This is a genomic window from Nioella aestuarii (assembly GCF_050896395.1).
In the GTDB taxonomy this organism is placed as follows: Bacteria; Pseudomonadota; Alphaproteobacteria; order Rhodobacterales; family Rhodobacteraceae; genus Nioella; species Nioella aestuarii.
On sequence record NZ_JBPBBA010000016.1, the window covers coordinates 22232 to 39240 of the forward strand.

The window sequence follows — 17009 nt, forward strand, 5'->3', positions numbered from 1 at the left end:
GCATAATGGTCCCGTTTCCAGCGTTAACTATCTTTGGCGCAAAGGGCCACGCTCAACATCTTCCTAAGGTTTGGCGGCCGCAGCGCCAAGGCTGAAGGGGCCGCGTGAACGCAGTGCGTGGCCGCAGGACAAGGTGGCACAGAGATGCTGGATGCACCTTCTTCATCGCCAGGCAAAGTGGCTTGGCCCGATTGGCAAGAGCGCGCGCGTACAGCGCTCGGACCGCACGCGGCGGGCCTTCGCGCGGTGTTGGGTGGCGGCATAACTCCAGATCAGATTGATTTGGTTCTTCTTAAGCAAAGCGATGAAACGCTTACACTTTTTTTCGCTGCGGGCGCGGAAACCGGCGCAATCAAATTGTATGATGGATCGGCTGCAGCGCGGCTTTACAAGCGCGAACGGGACATGCTTCTGTTTCTGCGGGGCTCTGGCCTTGTGCCACGGCTCACCCATTTTTGCGATGATCAGCCCTTCCTGATAACCCAGTGGATTCCTCAAACTCTGGACGAGATGTGTTTGGATCTTTGGGGATGTGACGGGCTTGGGTATCGGCTTGGGGACTGGTGCGCCCGCTACGACGAGGCCGCACCCTCACGGCCCGAGCGGGGAACACGGCTGGACTATGCCATGGCGATGACGCCAACCTTGCCGATCGAGAAGGTCGAAGGGGCAGCAGCAGGGCTGGCCTCTATTCCGCTGTGCGGCAGCAGCCTCGCCCACAATGACGCGGCGCTTGAAAACAACCTCTATGATGCCAAGCTTGGCATTTTGCGTTGTGATTTTGCACGCTCTGCGTTTCGTCCGCGGGGGTGGGACTATATCTTTACGCGTCATGCAGTGACTGAGCGGTTCCCGGCGCACAGGAAAGACATCCTCGACGCGATGTCCGAAGGCTTTGAAGCGGCGCATCGCGGGTCGTTACGGGTCGATGAGCTCGATCACCTTTCAGATATCTTTGTTGCGCTTTTTGCAGTCATGGGAGACGGCCATGGCAACTGAAATCCTCTCCATTTCCCTGACACCGGGAACCAGCAAGGTGAAAGGGAAGGACATCGTCTCCGACGAAAACGACACTCAGATCGTGACCGTTACCGATGGCGGTGATTTGGATGGTGGAACCTTTATCTTTGAGTTCTGGGGCAAGGATACACCCAGTACTGCGGGGGAAGGGCCCGGAGGGGACGATGTCTTCAAGCTGGACCTTGCGTCGTTTGACGATGATTTCACGATCCTGGTAACATCGATGACCCCAGGCGACGAATTCTGGATCAGCAATTACGATACCTGGACGACCGTCGGATCGGTCCATACCTTCACCTATACAGGCAGTGACGGGGCGTCCCATACGCTCGTGATCGACGCGCAATCGCAAAACAACTGGGGCGAGGCGACGGTCGTTTGCTTTACTTCCGATACCTGGATCGCAACGCCCGATGGCACGCGGCTGATCACTGAGCTCAGCGTAGGTGACAACGTTGTTTGCGGCGACGGACACGTTCGACCGATCCGGTGGATCGGACAGCGCAAGGTGACTCGAGAGACGCTTCGACAGCGACCGTCCATGAGGCCAATCCGCATTGCGCCGAACGCCTTGGGTCCGGGGCAGCCCGCCAGTTCACTTGGTTTGTCGCCACAACATAAGGTCCGGATTCAGCACTGGCAGGCCGACCTTCTGTTTGGGTCGGACGAAGTTCTGGTGCCCGCAAAGGCCCTGCTGGATCTGCCCCATGTCACTCAGCCTGAGCCCCAAGGGACGGTGACCTATCACCACTTGCTGCTCGACGGGCACCATACGGTTCTGGCCAATGGGCTGCGCTGTGAAACACTAATGCCCGCTCAAATGGCACAGAAAGCACTTGATGCAGAGGCTCGGGCAGAGCTGATGTTCCTGATGCCGGTGCTGGCCGAAGATCTGAACGCGATCGGACCGCTCTGCCATCGGGCGCTGAGTGTGAACGAGGCGCGGCTGCTCATGCGCAATATCATGCCCTGCCAGGCAGCGGCCTGATCCTTCGCAATTGCGGCCCACCTGGCTTGGCCTGGCCAGGGTTCGGTTCCGGGCCTTTACCTCGTTGCAACAGGTTCACCCTAGAATTCGGGGGCCTGCTTGGATAGACTGATGGAATGGAAATGGTTGTGCCCGGAGGGCGAGTTGGCTGAAGAAGAACAAAATGATGTCGGTTCGGACAGATTCGGCCTCACGCCAGAAGATTACAGAGAAATAGACAATCGTGGCGCTGCCTTCCTTCAGGGACAGGACCACGATTTCGTTGAGGTGACCAGAGAGAAGCTATCGCAGACCATGGCCTCGCTCGAGTCCCATATCTCCGTGGTAGAGAAAGCGCGCGGTAAACGTCAGGTTTAGTATTGAGTGATTGTTGACCGTGGTAGATGGCAACTTCAGGTTTGTAGCCGATCCAAAATATTATATGGCGCGTTTTGACGACGCGAAGGTCCGTTGTCAGCAGCTCGCCGAGCGCGCGGCCTTTCCGATCAATGGCTCTGAAGCAAGGGTGCGAAAAGCGCTGAAGATCGAAAAAGCGCTTTATTTGTACTGCCAGCGCAAGGCGGACCTGCTGCGCCTGGGGGCTTACAGGCATCTTCCGTCAATCCTGAGCGGCGCGAGTGGACGGGAACTGGTCTACAGGCAACTGATAGTAGGCCCGTTCGAAGGCAGGTTCCTAGTTCGTGAACGAGAGCGGGTCATGCTTGGCAGCCTGTTTCTTTGGCATGAAGGAGAGATCATTCGTGGGATTTAGGGCTGACAATGGCATGGCATTGCATTGGGCAATCCTGATCGGGTGCGTTGTTCTTTGTGGTGGCGGCATTGGTGTGGGGATCATCTGTGCCAATCCGGCAATTGGCCAATGGGGCGGTGTTCTGTCGGTTGGACTCAGTTTCGTGATGCTGTTCCTCGGCAGGGATACCCCAATGGCCGTTCTTGAAGGATCGCTGGCCGAGGCTGACCCGTCCGGCAAGCCAGTGGAGGCCTCGCTCTCCATAGCAGTAGACGCGCTGAAGCGCGCCGATAACGAAAAAGGGGAGGATGTCAGAAAGGTGGCTATGGCTCTGATGCGCCTGACCGATGCCAAGCGGCTTGCCTTGACCAATTTGGATACGGACAGGCAGGTTGAGCTGAAAAATATCGAAGATCAGGCACTAACCAGCTTACCCACACCTAAGAAACTGGCTGTCCAAACGGCGTTCGACGCAATGCTTGCCCGAAAAATCGCAGAAAAGAACGAGATAGCTCTTCGGGCGCATCACGACTGGGTGCGCAAGGAAACTGTTCCTCTGGTGGCGGTCAGTATTGGTGGAACCCTTGTGGCGGGATTTGGAAACGTCTTGGTGGAGATGTTTCTAAACTAGTCCCGCCAGCCCAATAGGCGTTCATCGAACGGGTACTGAGTCAGGTTTTCATAGCCGTCCTCTGTGATCAGCACCTGATCTTCCAGCTTGATCGAGAAATCGCCGCCCTCGGGGCTAACCAGCGCTTCCACGCACAATGTCATGCCCGGCTCCAACACGTAGTCAAACGCCCCTTCGACCGCGTGATCGGGATAGGCGATAAGGGGCCATTCATCGCACAGGCCAACGCCATGCATCAGGCAGCCATATTTCTGCTTTTGATACTGGGGTTCCAGCACATGGGTGTTGCGGGTCAGCTCGCTGAATGAGACGCCAGGTTTCAGCATCTCCATGTTGGTCATGATATGGTCATAGGCCACGCGCATGGCGTGGATCATGTCAGGACGCGGGTCGTCATCGCCGATCCACCACGTCCGCGACAGGTCCGAGCAGATGCCGTAGCAGCCGATCAGATCGGTATCGAAGGCCAGGATTTCATTGTTCTGCAACACGCGCGGCCCGCATTCCTGAAACCACGGGTTGGTGCGCGGGCCGGTGGCCAGAAGCCGTGTTTCGATCCATTCGCCGCCGCGCTTGATATTGGCCTTGTGCAGTTCGGCCCAGATATCGTCCTCGGTCATGCCGGGTTCAGTCGCGGCCTCCATCTCGGCCATCGACGCCTCGCAGGCCAGCATGGCGCAGCGCATGGCGAGGATCTCGTCCGGCCCCTTGATTGATCGGGCCTTTTCGGTCACTTCCTCACCGTCCATGACCTCGAATCCACGCGCCTCCAATGCGCGCAGCCCGTGCAGCATGATCTTGTCTACCGCCAGCCGCTTGTTGCTGCCGGAATGCTCTCGGATCAGATCTTCCACTTCTCCGGTGACCTTTCGGGCAGCATCGCCCACCTTGTCGCCACGGTCGAAATAGAACAGGTCAAAGCCGGATCGAACCTCTCGCACCAGCGGGTTGTGATCGGCCAGGAAGGGGGAGTTCTTGTAGTCCCACAGCACCATGTAGCCATCGGCGCACACCAGGCAGGCCCGGAAGGGATTGTGGGTGTTCCACAGCTGCATATTGGTGCTGTCCGTGGCGTAGCGGATGTTGAGAGGGTCGAACATCAGAATGCCGCCATAGCCGCGTTCGTTGATCTTTTCGACCAGCCGGTTCAGCCGGAACTGCCGCATCGCGGGCAGATTGGGCAGGATCAGACCGGCCGCCTCAAACTCCGCATAGGCCAGCATGGTCGGGCCGATCTCGACCCGATCATTGTCATTCAGCGTACCATCGGGCAGTGACATGCCCTTTGTCGGGTCGATCTTGCGCGCAGGCAGTCGATAGGCTTCATTCATCGCGAACGCTCCCAGGTCTTTGCGCCAGAGTGGGGCCGGAATGCCCAAGAGGCGCGCCGTTTTGCGGCATGAGAGAGGTCGAAAATGGAAGAAATCTGCCAAAACACTCTGCCATTCGCCCCGTGGCTGCACCCGGCGACGCGGCGATTGCCGGGTATTCAGCCCCTGGCAATGGATGATTGGCTGATCCGGGACGAGGTGTTTGCATCGCAGATGGCATTGCGTGACCGGCTGTTGAAGACACGGCGCGATGACGTGTTTCGCGCTCTACCAGAGGCTGATTTGCCGGCGCGGGAGCTGCTTAACCTGGTTCTGTCGCGGCTTGGTCCGGATTACCCGCGGGACGGGCAGATTGTGACACGGCCCGATGGCGTCACGGTCGATCTGGACAGCGACCATCCCTTGATTGTTGCAGCGCGACTTGTCCAAGAAGATCTGTGCCTGCTGGACCAGGCGAACGGTGGTGACGAGCATATCCTGACCGGCGCGGTCCTTTGCTTTCCTGCCAGTTGGACCCTGGCCGAAAAGATCGGCCATCCGATGACGCGTATTCATGTTCCGGTAGAGGAATACACCGCCAACATGGCCGCCCGCGTGCAGCGTCTGTTCGATGCACTGCATGTGGACCGGCCGCTATGGCGGGCCAATGCTCTGCTCTATCATGATCCATCCCTGCACCAGGCTCGGCGCGAAAATGACCGGCGCATCGCACCGAAGGGCAGGGCGGAATACCTGCGGTCCGAACGGCAGAGCCTGCTGCGTCTGCCAGAAACGCGCGCGGTGGTGTTTTCCATTCACACTTGGGTTGTCCCCTGGGTCCGGCTGAACAATGAGCAACGCGCGGGCCTTGACATCCACCCCATCGAGACCGCAGGGCAGGGCGCATGAGCCAGATCGAAGACCAGTACAACGCCTATCCCTACCCGGAACGCGACCCGGGCGATGAAAAGACACGCCTGATCACCGGATCGCCCTCGCATCCGGTGGAGCTGGACCATTTCCTGTTCGCAGGCAAACGCGATTGGTCACGGCCCTTGCGGGTGCTTGTTGCCGGTGGAGGCACGGGCGACGCGCTGATCCAGTTGGCGCAAGTCATGACCACGGCGGGCAAACCATATGAGATCACCTATCTGGATCTCTCGCGGTCTGCGCGCAAGGTGGCCGAGGAGCGGGCGAAGGTGCGCGGCCTGGCCGGCATCCGCTTTGAAACCGGGTCGCTGCTGAACGCTGCGCAATACGGGCCGTTCGACTATATCGACTGCTGTGGCGTCCTTCATCACCTGCCGCATCCGCAGGACGGGTTCAACGCATTGGCGGGGGCGCTTGCGCCTGACGGTGGCATCGGCCTGATGGTCTATGCGCCTTATGGGCGCTCCGGTGTCTATCCGCTGCAAGAGGCGTTTGGCGCGCTGTTACAGGGCAGCCCGAAGGAACGCCTGAAGGCGGCCAAGGCGATCTATGCGCGCTTGCCAGAGGGCCATCCGTTCAAGCGCAACACGGTTCTGGTTGACCATGAACAAGGTGATGCCGGGTTCTATGACCTGCTGCTACATAGTCAGGACCGACCCTACACTATCCGCCAATTGCACGAGGCACTGGCAACGGCAGGGCTGACCTCGGTTGGCTCGCCCCAGGCTTACGCCTATGATCCCGCGCCATTTCTGCCCGATCCGGGGTTTCTGGTCGGGATTGACCCGTTGACCCGTATGGAGATCGCGGAAAAGCTGCGCGGCACGATCAAGACCCATGTTCTTTACGCGGTGCCCAAAGGCAAGGCCGAGGGCCGCGTGGCGCAACCGACGCCGCAATCTGTGCCCCATTTCAAAGGCGGGAATGCCGCCAAGGTGGTGCAGGCGATTGCCAAGAAGGGGGTGTTGACGCTGAACCTTGGGGGCGAAAAGGCCGAGATCCCGGTTTCGGGCGCTGTTGTGGGGCTTTTGCGCCATGTGGATGGGCGCAGGACTCTGGCCGAGATTGCGGCGGCAGAACGGCTGGACCCGGTGGCGTTTTCAGCGCTCTGGAACGGGTTTTCCGCGGATCTGGCGCGCTTCGGGCTGCTCTACTATTCCGCGATTCTCAGATAGAAAGCGACATTAACGTCGGCTTCCTACATCTTGAAATGTTTGGATAGTTTCAATCCCTGGCCCTGATAGTTCGAGGCAAGGTCAGACCCGTACAGAACCTCTGGCAGCGCTGCCATGCGCTCATACACCAAACGTCCCACGACCTGTCCGTGTTCCAGCACAAAAGGCGCTTCGTGACAGCGGACTTCCAGCACCCCGCGTGCGCCTGCGCCGCCCGCTGGGCCGTAGCCGAATCCGGGGTCGAAGAAGCCCGCATAGTGAACACGGAACTCGCCTACCATTGCCAGATAGGGCGCCATTTCCGCCGCGCAATCAGGCGGGATCGTCACCGCCTCCTGGCTGACCAGAATGTAGAACGCGCCGGGGTCGAGGATGATGCGGCCCTCGTCGGTTTCGATCCGCTCCCAGTACTGTGCCGGGTCGTAGTGGCCAATAAGGTCCAGATCGATCACGCCGGTATGCGGCTTGGCGCGAAAGCCCACCAAACTGCCCGCACCCGGTCGCAGATCGACCGAAAAGCCAAGCCCGTCGTCAATAACGGCCTTGCCCGAGACAAGTGGTGCCTCGGCATGGCGGGCGCGCAGGTCGGCATCCGACAGCACTGCTTGACCAGAGCGGAAGCGGATCTGGTTCAGCCGCATACCTGGCCGCACCAATACCGAGAAACTGCGCGGGCAGATTTCAGCATAGAGCGGGCCAGTGTAGCCTTCGGCGATGCGGTCAAACTCCACCCCGTTATCGGTGATTGTACGGGTCAGAAGGTCGAGCCGCCCGGTGGAGCTTTTGGCATTCGCCACGGCGGTGATTCCGGCGGGCAATGCCAATGATTCCATCAAGGGCACGACATAGACACAGCCCTTTTCCAGCACCGCGCCCTGGCTTAGATCCACCTTGTGCATGGTGAACTCAGCCAGTCGGTCAACGACCTTGCGCCCGTCACCCGCCAGGAACGATGCCCGCACGCGATAGGCCACGCTGCCAAGCCTGAGGTCGAGGCTGGCCGGTTGAACCTGGGTGGGGGCAAAGGGCAGGTCGCTCTGGATCTCGCGCCGTGCCGCCATGGCGTGAATCGCGTTATCCGGCAGAACACCGGGCTGGGACTGATCGGGTGTCATCGTCGACCTCCTGATACGGAAAACCGCCCCGCCCGGATGGGCAAGAGCGGTTTTAGGTGTTGGTCGGGCTAGCAGGACTCGAACCTGCGACCTTCCGTCCCCCAGACGGACGCGCTACCAGGCTGCGCCATAGCCCGACGTTCGGCTGTTCTAGCGATTTTGCTGCGGGGTGCAAGCGGGAATAGGCCGGAAAATCGCACATCTGCAAATTAGATCAAGCCGTCGGACCCCGGCCTTCCAGCCGGGCAGCAAGAGCTTCAAGTCGGGCGACCATCGGCGCGAGTTGTTGCCGCTGAGAGGGCGTGAAAGGCACGGCGCCATGGATCAGCGCCCGCAGTTCAGAAAGCGGGGTGGGCGTGGCCATGTCGTCCATTTCGTCTTGTGCCTCTGCTTCGGCGTCTGCCATCGCAGCAATGGCGGCATCCGCTGGTTCCGGTTCGGAGGTGTCAGGGACAGTCTCTGGCACGGGGGCGGCAGCTTCCTCGTCGGCGTTTTCTTCCGCTGGCGGTTCAACGCTGTCCTCTGGCTCTTCAGACACGGGCGTTGCGACATCCTCTGTGGGGCTTTGGTCGCCTGCCAGTGCGTCTATATCGACGAATCCGCCCGTTTGAGGCGCGGTTTCTTCGACGGCCGTCGCCTCGACCACCTGACCCCCTGAAATGCTGTCCATATCCTCATCCAGCGGCGGAGAGAGAGAGGCCACATGCGCCACCCCTTCCTCTCGGATCAGTTTCTGCACGCCGCGAATGGTCAGACCCTGATCGTGCAGAAGCATTTTGATGCCGCCGATCAGGCGCATGTCGGACGGGCGGTAATAGCGGCGTCCGCCGGCACGTTTCACCGGTTTGATCTGGCTGAACTTGCTTTCCCAAAAACGCAGCGCGTGCGCCTCTACCTCAAGCCAATCCGACACCTCGCGGATGGTTCGGAAGGCCTGAGGCGACTTGTCGGCCATGCGGTTTTACCCCTTGTTGCCAGCGGCAACCCGGTCCTTCATCAGATGCGAGGGGCGGAAGGTCAGAACCCTGCGGGGCGGAATCGGCGCCTCTTCCCCGGTCTTGGGGTTTCGGCCGACGCGGGCGGTTTTGGAGCGGACCGAGAAGGTGCCGAAGGAAGAGATCTTGACCTGCTCGCCTTCAACGAGGCTGTCAGACATCAGCTCCAGGACCCGTTCAACCAGCCCGGCGCTTTCATTGCGCGACAGGCCCACTTCGCGGAATACCGCTTCACTGAGATCCATGCGTGTTAGGGTCTTCCCGGTCATATTCGTCCTCCCAGGGTGGTTGACCCATCCTGCGCGTTCAAAGATAGCAAGTCAATATCAAGGGCTTGGGCGTTAACCTTATTGGCGGGCCATTGCCGTCCTACCAGCGAAGAACAGCCGCCCCCCAGGCCAGACCGCCACCGATGGCTTCTGCCACCAGCAAATCGCCCGGTTTGATATGCCCTTCAGAGACACCAACAGACAAGGCCAGCGGGATCGAGGCGGCAGAGGTGTTGCCGTGATCCTGAACCGTCACGATGACCCGATCCATTCCGACACCCATTTTCTGGGCGGTGCGGGTGATGATGCGCAGGTTGGCCTGATGCGGCACGATCCAGTCCACGTCATCGGCCCCAAGACCTTCATGATCCAATGCGGTGTGGGCAGTTTGTGCAAGTTTTTCAACAGCATGGCGGAAGACCTCTTTGCCTTCCATCTTTAGCACACCGGTGGATTGAGTGCGCGACACGCCACCATCGACATAGAGCAGATCGCGGAACTGGCCGTCGGAATGCAGATCGACCGACAGGATGCCCCGGTCAGCTTTGCTGCCCTCACCGGCCTGTGCCTCCAACACCAGGGCACCGGCCCCGTCCCCGAACAGGACGCAGGTGGTGCGGTCTTCCCAATCCATGATGCGGCTGAACGTTTCAGCCCCGATGACCAGCACGCGATTGGCCTGGCCCGACAGAATGTAGGCGTTCGCGGTCGAAAGCGCGTAAATGAAACCCGCGCAAACCGCCTGAACGTCGAAGGCAAAGCCATGGCGCATACCAAGCCCGGCCTGAATCATGGTGGCGACGGAGGGAAACGTTAGATCAGGGGTAGAGGTCGCGACGATCACGGCGTCGATATCAGCGGAGGTCAGCCCGGCATTTTCCAGCGCCGCCTGTGCGGCCTTGATGCCCAGATCGGACGTGGTTTCGTCCTCGGCTGCGAAATGACGGCGTTCGATTCCGGTGCGGGCGCGAATCCATTCGTCAGAGGTATCTACCTTCGCCTCGAATTCGGAATTCGGTACGACTCGGGCGGGCAGGTAGTGGCCAATGCCGACGGCAACTGCCCGGCGGGTCTGCGTGCCGGTTTCTCCGGTCATTCTTCGGAACCTCCGTTTGCATGGGCGATTGCCCGTTCGGATGCCGCGATACGCGCGGCCAGACGGTCACTGAACCCTGCCGCAGACAACTCTGCCGCCAGTTTGATCGCCGCCGCAACACCGGTTCCGTCAGACGACCCGTGGGACTTCACCACGGTGCCGTTCAGCCCCAGAAACACGCCACCATTCACCCGGCGCGGGTCGATCCGCTTGGACAGGCGTTGCAGCGAGGTATAGGCCAGCACGGCGGCAAGCTTTGACAAGATGGAATAGCGAAATGCCTCTCCCAGAAAATCGCGGATCAGCCCGGCCGTGCCTTCACCGGTCTTAAGCGCAATATTACCGGTAAAGCCGTCGGTGACGATCACATCAACACGATCAGAGGGGATGTCACTGCCCTCGACAAAGCCCACATATTCGAAATTGGCGGCATCCGCAGCTTTTGCGATGCTCTGCGAGGCCAGCTTAAGCTCTGCCCGGCCCTTGAATTCTTCGGTCCCGACATTCAGCAGGCCAACGCGCGGACGCCGCAGCCCCAGCCCGTTGCGGGCATAGGACGCGCCCATAAGTGCATAATGCAGAAGATCGGTTTCATCGGCGCGAATATCGGCGCCAACGTCCAGCATCACGTTGAACCCGTGCGGATTGCGTGATGGCCAAAGACAGGCGATGGCGGGGCGGTTCACGCCCTCGATCTTGCGCAGGCGCACCATGCTCATCGCCATCAGCGCGCCGGTATTGCCGCAGCTTATGGCAACGGTCGCCTCTCGGTTGCGAACCGAGTCGATGGCCGACCACATGGAGGTATCCTTGCCGGACCGCATGACATGGCTTGGCTTGTCATCCATCGTGACCACGCCAGCCGCATGACGAATGTCACATCGCCCGACAAGCGTCTGCTTGCGGGCGATCAGGCTTTCAAGCTCTGACTTGTTGCCGTGAACGATAAATCTCAGGTCCGGATTCTTCGCGACGGATTTCTCCATCCCGTCAACAATTGCTGACGGCCCGCGATCCCCGCCCATGGCGTCGATTGACAGCACGACTTCGGACGTCTTGACGTCGCTTACTCGTGCTGTTTCTGCCATGTTGGACCTGCCTTGGACGAACCCGCCGCGTTACGCTGCGTCGTCGTCCAGGTCGATCTCGTCCGCCTGCGCGATCACTTCACGATCGGCATAGGTGCCGCAGGACGGGCAGATGTGGTGCGGGCGCTTCAGCTCGCCGCAGGAGGGGCACTCGTTCGGATTGTCAGCGGTCAGAGCATCGTGGGCACGACGCATGTTCCGGCGCGAACGGGTGACTTTATTCTGGGGGACAGCCATGTCTCAACCTCGGTGTTTTTGCAGGGTGGGCTGTGGCAGCTTAGCCCCGCTTGCGTCTTTCAAAGTGTTCTGTCTCGTATCCGCCTTGCATACGTCGTTCCGGCTGGTCCGGACCTGCCGGGCGCGCACGAACGGCGCGTCAGTCCTACGCGGCGAATGAGGCCGGGAACATACTCGGATTTCCCCATCATGCAAGCCCTAATCACCGCCGTGGCAACTGGCATCAATCCGAGCTGTCCTCGCTACCGGATTTGCCCAGTTTGTCGCGCAATTCTGCGAGGCCAGCAAAGGGTTTCGCGGCTTCGTCACTCAGCGGCTTCACCCCTGGCTCCGCAAAATTCGCCACGCCCAGTTCCGCCCCGTCGGCGCGCGGGTAAAGCGGCAGCGCCAGCGCCAGCGCCTCGGCCATGACCGTCGCGGGGTCGATTTCAGCGGTGAGCGGCTCGATCGTGTCATCCTCGGGCATCTCTGCTTCGCCGGATTCGTCCAGCTTTAGGTCCGGCATTTCCGCCAGGAACCGGCGGCTAACATCCTGGTCAATCCGGGTCGTGACCGGGGCCAGTGTGACGACACAGGCCTGTACCACCGTCGCCCCGAGCCGCCCGTCAAGCCGCCAGTCCCGTTTTCCGTCGGCACGAATCTCGCCGGAAAAGCGCAGCTTGCGAATCCCCTCGATGCCAAGATCATTCGCCAAAGCCGCGCGTGCGGGGGCGTCCGGGGTAATTTCGAACCGGGTGGGGGATTTGGTGGACAGGTCTGACACCGCAAATCCGGGCGCGTCGGGTCTTGATCTGGTCATGAACGATTCCTGTTAGATACGTCAGGCGCAAGGCAGGTTACGCGGAACTTGCCCTGTGCGCCATGGTCGGTTAAGCCGTTAGAAAGCTTTGCCGGGCCTTGCAAGAGCGCGGTGCAATTGGGCGTGCAGGAGGATCGATGCAGATGACCAGACAGCTTCTTGGCGGACGGCTGGTGTTGGCGGCCCTCTTGGCTCTGGGTGTCAGCGCATGTGCAGCGACCTATACCAATCATGGCTATATCCCGCCGGCAGAGGATCTGGAGATGATCCTGCCCGGCGTCGATACCCGCGACAGCGTTGCTGAAAGCATAGGACGCCCCGCGGCATCCGGCATTGTTTCAGAAAACACCTGGTTCTATGTGGCCTCGCGCCAGCGCCATTTCACATACCATGCCCCCGAGGTCGTGGAACGCGATATCGTGGCCATCAGTTTCGATAGCCGTGGTACAGTGGAAAACATCCGTGAACTGGGCCTCGAAGACGGTGAGATCGTGCGCTTTTCCCGCCGCGTGACGGAGTCGAACATTCAGGAAGTCACGTTCTTGCGCCAGCTTCTGGGTAGCGTCGGTCGTGTGAACATTGCCGAAGCGATCAACGGAAGCTGATAGGCAGCGCGAGGTCTGGCCGGACCCGCCATTCATTCCTGCGCATTTTCATCCGTTCGCGGATAGGGCTTGTCGTGTGGCCGTCATATCCCCACAGTAGGAGCGTATGAGCAATGGTAGGCACTGGGTATGCGATGGTGCCGGAAAACAGAGGTTCAGAACATGAACCGACCGCTGACGCTGACACGGGGGCGCTACACAGCCCGATCCGCCTTGACCGAGGGCGACCTTCTGGCCGCGCAGCAGCTGCGATACCAGTGCTTTCGCGCCGGGCGGGGCGAAGACCGGGGCGTTGACCAAGATACGTTCGACGAGGCTTGCCAGCATGTCCTGATCGAAGATGCACATACCGGACAAGTGGTGTGTTGCTACCGGCTGTTGCAGCTTGAGAGCGGTGCCGAGCTGCCGCAAAGCTATTCTGCGCAGTATTACGACCTGACCCGGCTTCAGCGTTTTGAACGGCCGATGGCAGAGCTGGGGCGGTTCTGCATTCATCCGCAACGCTACGATCCGGATATCCTCCGTCTGGCCTGGGGCAGCATGACTGCGCTTGTTGATCGTGATGGTGTCGAAATGCTGTTTGGCTGCTCATCTTTCAGGGGAACGGATGCGGCGCCTTATCTCGATGCTTTTGCGCTGCTTCGCGAACGTCATGCCGCGCCAGAGCGGTGGCGTCCAGGGATCAAAGCCCCGGCGGTTGTCAGGTTCACAGATGGGTTGTCCGGTTCGGGTGAGGTCAAACACGCACAATCCGCGCTGCCGCCTCTTTTGCGCACCTATTTGCTGATGGGCGGATGGGTGAGTGATCATGCTGTGGTGGATCGGGATCTCGATACGCTTCACGTCTTTACGGGTTTGGAGATCAGCGCGGTACCGCCAGGACGGGCCAGTTTGCTGCGTGCTGTGGCCGGGTTGGTACAATAACCAATACATGCACACGCTGTGGCTGGGCGAGGCGGAGAGCAGGACTTAGAAAAAACGGGGCGAACATACTGCTCGCCCCGTCGCGCATCCGGTCAGGCCGGGAAGAGATCGGCCCCCGCGCCGCGACTTCGCTCAGCGGGTCCAAGGGCGGGCGGCAAGCTCCCGCTCTGCTTCGGACCGGCTGATTCCGATATCGGAAAGAAGATGATCATCCATATTCTTCAGGCCCTTACGGGTATGGCGACGCTCTTCCCACTTGACCAGAAGCACGACAAGACGCAACGCGGCGGCGGAGACCGGGGTAAGCTGACGACCGGAGAGGAACCCGAGGGCGGGGTGCGTTTGTGTCTGTGTCATGGGAGCGTCCTTTCGTGGAATTGTATTGACACAATGTGGCGCAAATGCCATGAGAATGTTGATACAAAGCAAATTGTTCCGGGTCGAGGGAAACATTGTAATGAATACAATTTGGCAACCGGACCTGAGTGCCCATTCCGGCCCCAAATACCGGGCGCTGATGGACGCGATCCGTGCGGGCATCGCTTCTGGAACGCTCTCGATCGGGGAAAAACTGCCGCCTGTCCGCGATCTTGCGTGGCGCTTGTCGATTACGCCGGGCACAGTGGCGCGTGCCTATAAAAGCCTCACCGATGACGGCGTGTTAGAGGCCGCCGTGGGACGGGGCACCTTCGTGGCCGGCAAAACCCCGCAGCCTCAGGCCGGCGAACCTCTGTTTGTTCAAACAGATGATGCGGTCGATCTGCGCAGCAGCCCGGTGCCGGATGTGGGGCAGGGGCCTATCATCGGGCGGATGCTGGCGCGCATTGCAATGGCCAGCAATTATGTCTCGTACCCCACAGCCGCCACAGACCAGCCTGCGCGCGCGGCGGTTGCCGACTGGGTGGGGCAGGGATTGCTTGGTCGCGTCGAGGCCGAAGATGTGGTGATGGCGCACGGCACCCAGAATGCCATTATCCTCGCACTTCAGGCGATCCTGTCGGGTCCGTCGCCGGTGATCCTGACCGAAGATTTGACCTATCCCGGCGTGCGCCACGCGGCGCGGCTGTTGCGGGCGCGGGTGGTGCCATTGGCAATGGATGGCGATGGAATTCTCCCCGAAGCCCTGGAGGCCGCTTGTCGCGACCATGGCGGGCAGGTGCTAATCACCGCAGCAATGGTGCATTCCCCCACAACCCGCACAACACCGCTGGCCCGCAAGCAGCAACTGGCTGCGCTGGCACGGAAATATCAGCTTCAGGTGCTGGAGGATGACTGTTTTCGCCTTGGCGATGCGGGGGAGGTGCCGGGCTATCGGCTGCTTTTGCCCGAGCGCGGCTGGTATCTGTCGTCGCTGACCAAGTCGGTCAGTTCCTCGCTGCGCTTCGGCTTTATCGTCTGCCCGCAGGGATGGGCCGACACAACCCGCCAGACCGCACAATCTAGCTTTTACGGATTGCCGCAGCCGGTGCTTGACCTTGGGGCCGAGCTGATCCGCAGCGGTGAGGCCGCCCGTATCCGCGACCTGGTGCTGGAGGCAAACCGCCACCGGGTGCGGCTGGCCGTCAACGCGCTTGGCGGCTGGGACCTGGAGTGGCGCCCGGATGTGCCCTATGTCTGGCTTCGCCTGCCGCGCGGGTGGCGGGCGTCTACATTTGCGCGGGCCTGCGAGACGAGGGGCATTCGCATAAAATCCGCGGACGAGTTCGCGCTGGAAGATGGTAACGCCCCGTCCGCCGTGCGCATCGCCTGCAACTCCACCGCGTCCGAGGCCCGGTACGAAGCCGCGCTGCGCGAATTGGGCGATCTGCTGGCAAATCCGCCACTGAAAGCAGATGTTTTGATGGGGTAAAATAATACCACAATAGTAAATCATTGAATTTGCTAACTAAATATGAATTCAGGGTCAAAACAATGTGTTGACCTCCCCTCGGAAATCGTTAGAACACGCCCATCCGACGGGGGGCTCTGGCCCCTCGTTTGTTCTTGAGATGATCCGGGGGCCACATCGGCCCCGGCCCCGCAAGGAAAAGACAGATGAAAACCTTCACCGCTACCCCGGCGGATATCGACAAGCAGTGGATCCTGATCGACGCCGAGGGCGTTGTTCTGGGCCGTCTCGCCTCGATCATCGCCATGCGCCTGCGCGGAAAGCACAAGGCGTCGTTCACCCCCCATATGGACATGGGTGACAATGTTATCGTCATCAACGCTGACAAGATCCAGCTGACGGGCAACAAGCGCAACAAGCCGAACTACTGGCACACCGGATATCCGGGCGGCATCAAGTCCCGCACCACCGGCCAGATCCTGGAAGGCAAGTACCCCGAGCGCGTGGTCATGCAGGCCGTTAAGCGCATGCTGCCCGGCGGCCCGCTGAGCCGCAAGCAGATGACCAACCTGCGCGTCTACGCCGGTGCCGCCCATCCGCACGAGGCACAAGAGCCTGCTGTGCTGGATGTTAAATCCATGAACTCCAAGAACACGCGGAGCTGATATCATGGCTGAAACCATTACCTCGCTCGAAGAGCTGCAAGCCGTGGCCGGTGGCGCCGCTGTTTCCGAAGCAACCCCGCTCGAGACCCCCCGTGAGCCGCAGCGCGACGCGCTTGGCCGTTCCTATGCCACCGGCAAGCGGAAAGACGCTATTGCCCGCGTGTGGATCAAGCCGGGCTCCGGCAAGGTCACTGTGAACGGCAAGGAAATGAACGCGTATTTCGCCCGTCCGGTGCTGCAGATGATCCTGCGCCAGCCGTTCACCGTCGCTGGCCGTGAAGACCAGTTCGACGTGATGGCCACCGTCAAGGGTGGCGGTCTGTCCGGTCAGGCCGGTGCCGTCAAGCATGGCATCTCGGTAGCGCTTCAGCGTTACGAGCCGTCCTTGCGTGGCGCTCTGAAAGCCGCAGGCTTCCTGACCCGCGACAGCCGCGTGGTGGAACGCAAGAAGTTCGGCCGCCGCAAGGCCCGTCGTTCGTTCCAGTTCTCCAAGCGCTAACGCAGAACGAACAAAAAACTCAACAAAAACAAACGCTCGCTTGCAAAAGCGAGCGTTTTTCTTTGGTAGCATATCGATAGCAGAATATTGAAGTCGTTGACGTTT

The 17009-nt window shown here is 60.4% G+C and carries 21 protein-coding genes and 1 tRNA gene; 12 read left to right on the top strand and 10 right to left on the bottom strand.

Annotation, left to right across the window (positions count from 1 at the left end; all coding sequences use genetic code 11):
- Window positions 1-405 precede the first annotated feature (405 nt).
- The 5 genes from ACROHD_RS10860 to ACROHD_RS10880 all read left to right on the top strand — a co-directional run bounded on the left by ACROHD_RS10860 (window position 406) and on the right by ACROHD_RS10880 (window position 3369).
- The gene (locus ACROHD_RS10860) at window positions 406-999 is read left to right on the top strand and encodes a hypothetical protein (protein WP_432677811.1); all 594 of its coding nucleotides are present in this window, start codon (window positions 406-408) and stop codon (window positions 997-999) included.
- Window positions 989-2008 carry a Hint domain-containing protein gene (locus ACROHD_RS10865; protein ID WP_432677812.1) on the top strand — a complete coding sequence of 340 codons (1020 nt, stop codon included), beginning with the start codon at window positions 989-991 and terminating at the stop codon, window positions 2006-2008. The genes ACROHD_RS10860 and ACROHD_RS10865 overlap by 11 nt, the downstream gene beginning before the upstream one ends.
- Before the next feature lie 111 nt (window positions 2009-2119).
- Window positions 2120-2365 (top strand): hypothetical protein, encoded by a 246-nt coding sequence (locus ACROHD_RS10870; RefSeq protein ID WP_432677813.1) that lies wholly within the window; start codon window positions 2120-2122, stop codon window positions 2363-2365.
- 13 nt (window positions 2366-2378) lie between these two features.
- Window positions 2379-2759, top strand: coding sequence for a hypothetical protein (locus tag ACROHD_RS10875; protein WP_432677815.1), 381 nt, complete (start codon window positions 2379-2381; stop codon window positions 2757-2759).
- The gene (locus tag ACROHD_RS10880; protein WP_432677817.1) at window positions 2710-3369 is read left to right on the top strand and encodes a hypothetical protein; all 660 of its coding nucleotides are present in this window, start codon (window positions 2710-2712) and stop codon (window positions 3367-3369) included. The genes ACROHD_RS10875 and ACROHD_RS10880 overlap by 50 nt, the downstream gene beginning before the upstream one ends.
- Here ACROHD_RS10880 and dddP read toward each other — a convergent pair.
- Complete coding sequence (gene dddP, locus ACROHD_RS10885; protein ID WP_432677818.1) at window positions 3366-4700, bottom strand: dimethylsulfonioproprionate lyase DddP; 1335 nt, start codon at window positions 4698-4700, stop codon at window positions 3366-3368. The genes ACROHD_RS10880 and dddP overlap by 4 nt on opposite strands.
- An 84-nt stretch (window positions 4701-4784) precedes the next feature.
- Between dddP and ACROHD_RS10890 the strand changes: the two genes are divergently transcribed.
- Both ACROHD_RS10890 and ACROHD_RS10895 read left to right on the top strand, forming a co-directional pair.
- Window positions 4785-5588, top strand: coding sequence for a heme-dependent oxidative N-demethylase family protein (locus tag ACROHD_RS10890; RefSeq protein ID WP_432677819.1), 804 nt, complete (start codon window positions 4785-4787; stop codon window positions 5586-5588).
- Window positions 5585-6784 carry a class I SAM-dependent methyltransferase gene (locus ACROHD_RS10895; RefSeq protein ID WP_432677821.1) on the top strand — a complete coding sequence of 400 codons (1200 nt, stop codon included), beginning with the start codon at window positions 5585-5587 and terminating at the stop codon, window positions 6782-6784. Before ACROHD_RS10890 ends, ACROHD_RS10895 begins: the two co-directional genes overlap by 4 nt.
- Before the next feature lie 23 nt (window positions 6785-6807).
- On the opposite strand, the gene ACROHD_RS10900 is transcribed toward ACROHD_RS10895, so the two are convergent.
- From ACROHD_RS10900 to ACROHD_RS10935, 8 genes are all read right to left on the bottom strand, one after another.
- On the bottom strand, window positions 6808-7899 hold the full coding sequence (locus tag ACROHD_RS10900; protein WP_432677822.1) for a 2'-deoxycytidine 5'-triphosphate deaminase: 1092 nt from the start codon (window positions 7897-7899) through the stop codon (window positions 6808-6810).
- A 60-nt stretch (window positions 7900-7959) separates the two neighbouring features.
- A tRNA-Pro gene (locus ACROHD_RS10905) sits at window positions 7960-8036 on the bottom strand.
- A gap of 77 nt (window positions 8037-8113) precedes the next feature.
- Window positions 8114-8854 (bottom strand): MerR family transcriptional regulator, encoded by a 741-nt coding sequence (locus ACROHD_RS10910; protein WP_432677824.1) that lies wholly within the window; start codon window positions 8852-8854, stop codon window positions 8114-8116.
- A 6-nt stretch (window positions 8855-8860) separates the two neighbouring features.
- Window positions 8861-9163, bottom strand: coding sequence for an integration host factor subunit alpha (gene ihfA / locus ACROHD_RS10915; protein WP_432677826.1), 303 nt, complete (start codon window positions 9161-9163; stop codon window positions 8861-8863).
- A gap of 100 nt (window positions 9164-9263) precedes the next feature.
- Complete coding sequence (locus ACROHD_RS10920) at window positions 9264-10259, bottom strand: beta-ketoacyl-ACP synthase III (protein WP_432677828.1); 996 nt, start codon at window positions 10257-10259, stop codon at window positions 9264-9266.
- A complete protein-coding gene (gene plsX, locus ACROHD_RS10925) occupies window positions 10256-11347 on the bottom strand; it encodes a phosphate acyltransferase PlsX (RefSeq protein WP_432677830.1) in 1092 nt (363 codons plus the stop codon). Before plsX ends, ACROHD_RS10920 begins: the two co-directional genes overlap by 4 nt.
- Window positions 11348-11377: 30 nt before the next feature.
- Window positions 11378-11584: a 50S ribosomal protein L32 gene (gene rpmF / locus ACROHD_RS10930; RefSeq protein WP_432677831.1), complete on the bottom strand. Its 207-nt coding sequence runs from the start codon at window positions 11582-11584 to the stop codon at window positions 11378-11380.
- A gap of 223 nt (window positions 11585-11807) precedes the next feature.
- The gene (locus tag ACROHD_RS10935; RefSeq protein WP_432677832.1) at window positions 11808-12383 is read right to left on the bottom strand and encodes a YceD family protein; all 576 of its coding nucleotides are present in this window, start codon (window positions 12381-12383) and stop codon (window positions 11808-11810) included.
- Window positions 12384-12526: 143 nt separating this feature from the next.
- Here ACROHD_RS10935 and ACROHD_RS10940 point away from each other — a divergent pair, with 143 nt between their 5' ends.
- Entirely contained in the window at window positions 12527-12988 is a 462-nt protein-coding gene (locus tag ACROHD_RS10940) for an outer membrane protein assembly factor BamE (RefSeq protein WP_432677833.1), read from the top strand.
- A 162-nt stretch (window positions 12989-13150) separates the two neighbouring features.
- Complete coding sequence (locus tag ACROHD_RS10945; protein ID WP_432677835.1) at window positions 13151-13912, top strand: GNAT family N-acetyltransferase; 762 nt, start codon at window positions 13151-13153, stop codon at window positions 13910-13912.
- A gap of 132 nt (window positions 13913-14044) precedes the next feature.
- Here the strand turns inward: ACROHD_RS10945 and ACROHD_RS10950 are convergent, their stop codons facing one another.
- Window positions 14045-14269: a DUF1127 domain-containing protein gene (locus tag ACROHD_RS10950; RefSeq protein ID WP_432677836.1), complete on the bottom strand. Its 225-nt coding sequence runs from the start codon at window positions 14267-14269 to the stop codon at window positions 14045-14047.
- A gap of 100 nt (window positions 14270-14369) precedes the next feature.
- Between ACROHD_RS10950 and ACROHD_RS10955 the strand changes: the two genes are divergently transcribed.
- From ACROHD_RS10955 to rpsI, 3 genes are all read left to right on the top strand, one after another.
- On the top strand, window positions 14370-15761 hold the full coding sequence (locus ACROHD_RS10955) for an aminotransferase-like domain-containing protein (RefSeq protein WP_432677838.1): 1392 nt from the start codon (window positions 14370-14372) through the stop codon (window positions 15759-15761).
- A gap of 185 nt (window positions 15762-15946) precedes the next feature.
- Window positions 15947-16405, top strand: coding sequence for a 50S ribosomal protein L13 (rplM, locus tag ACROHD_RS10960; RefSeq protein ID WP_432677839.1), 459 nt, complete (start codon window positions 15947-15949; stop codon window positions 16403-16405).
- A gap of 4 nt (window positions 16406-16409) precedes the next feature.
- Window positions 16410-16904 (top strand): 30S ribosomal protein S9, encoded by a 495-nt coding sequence (rpsI, locus tag ACROHD_RS10965; RefSeq protein ID WP_432677840.1) that lies wholly within the window; start codon window positions 16410-16412, stop codon window positions 16902-16904.
- Window positions 16905-17009: the final 105 nt, after the last annotated feature.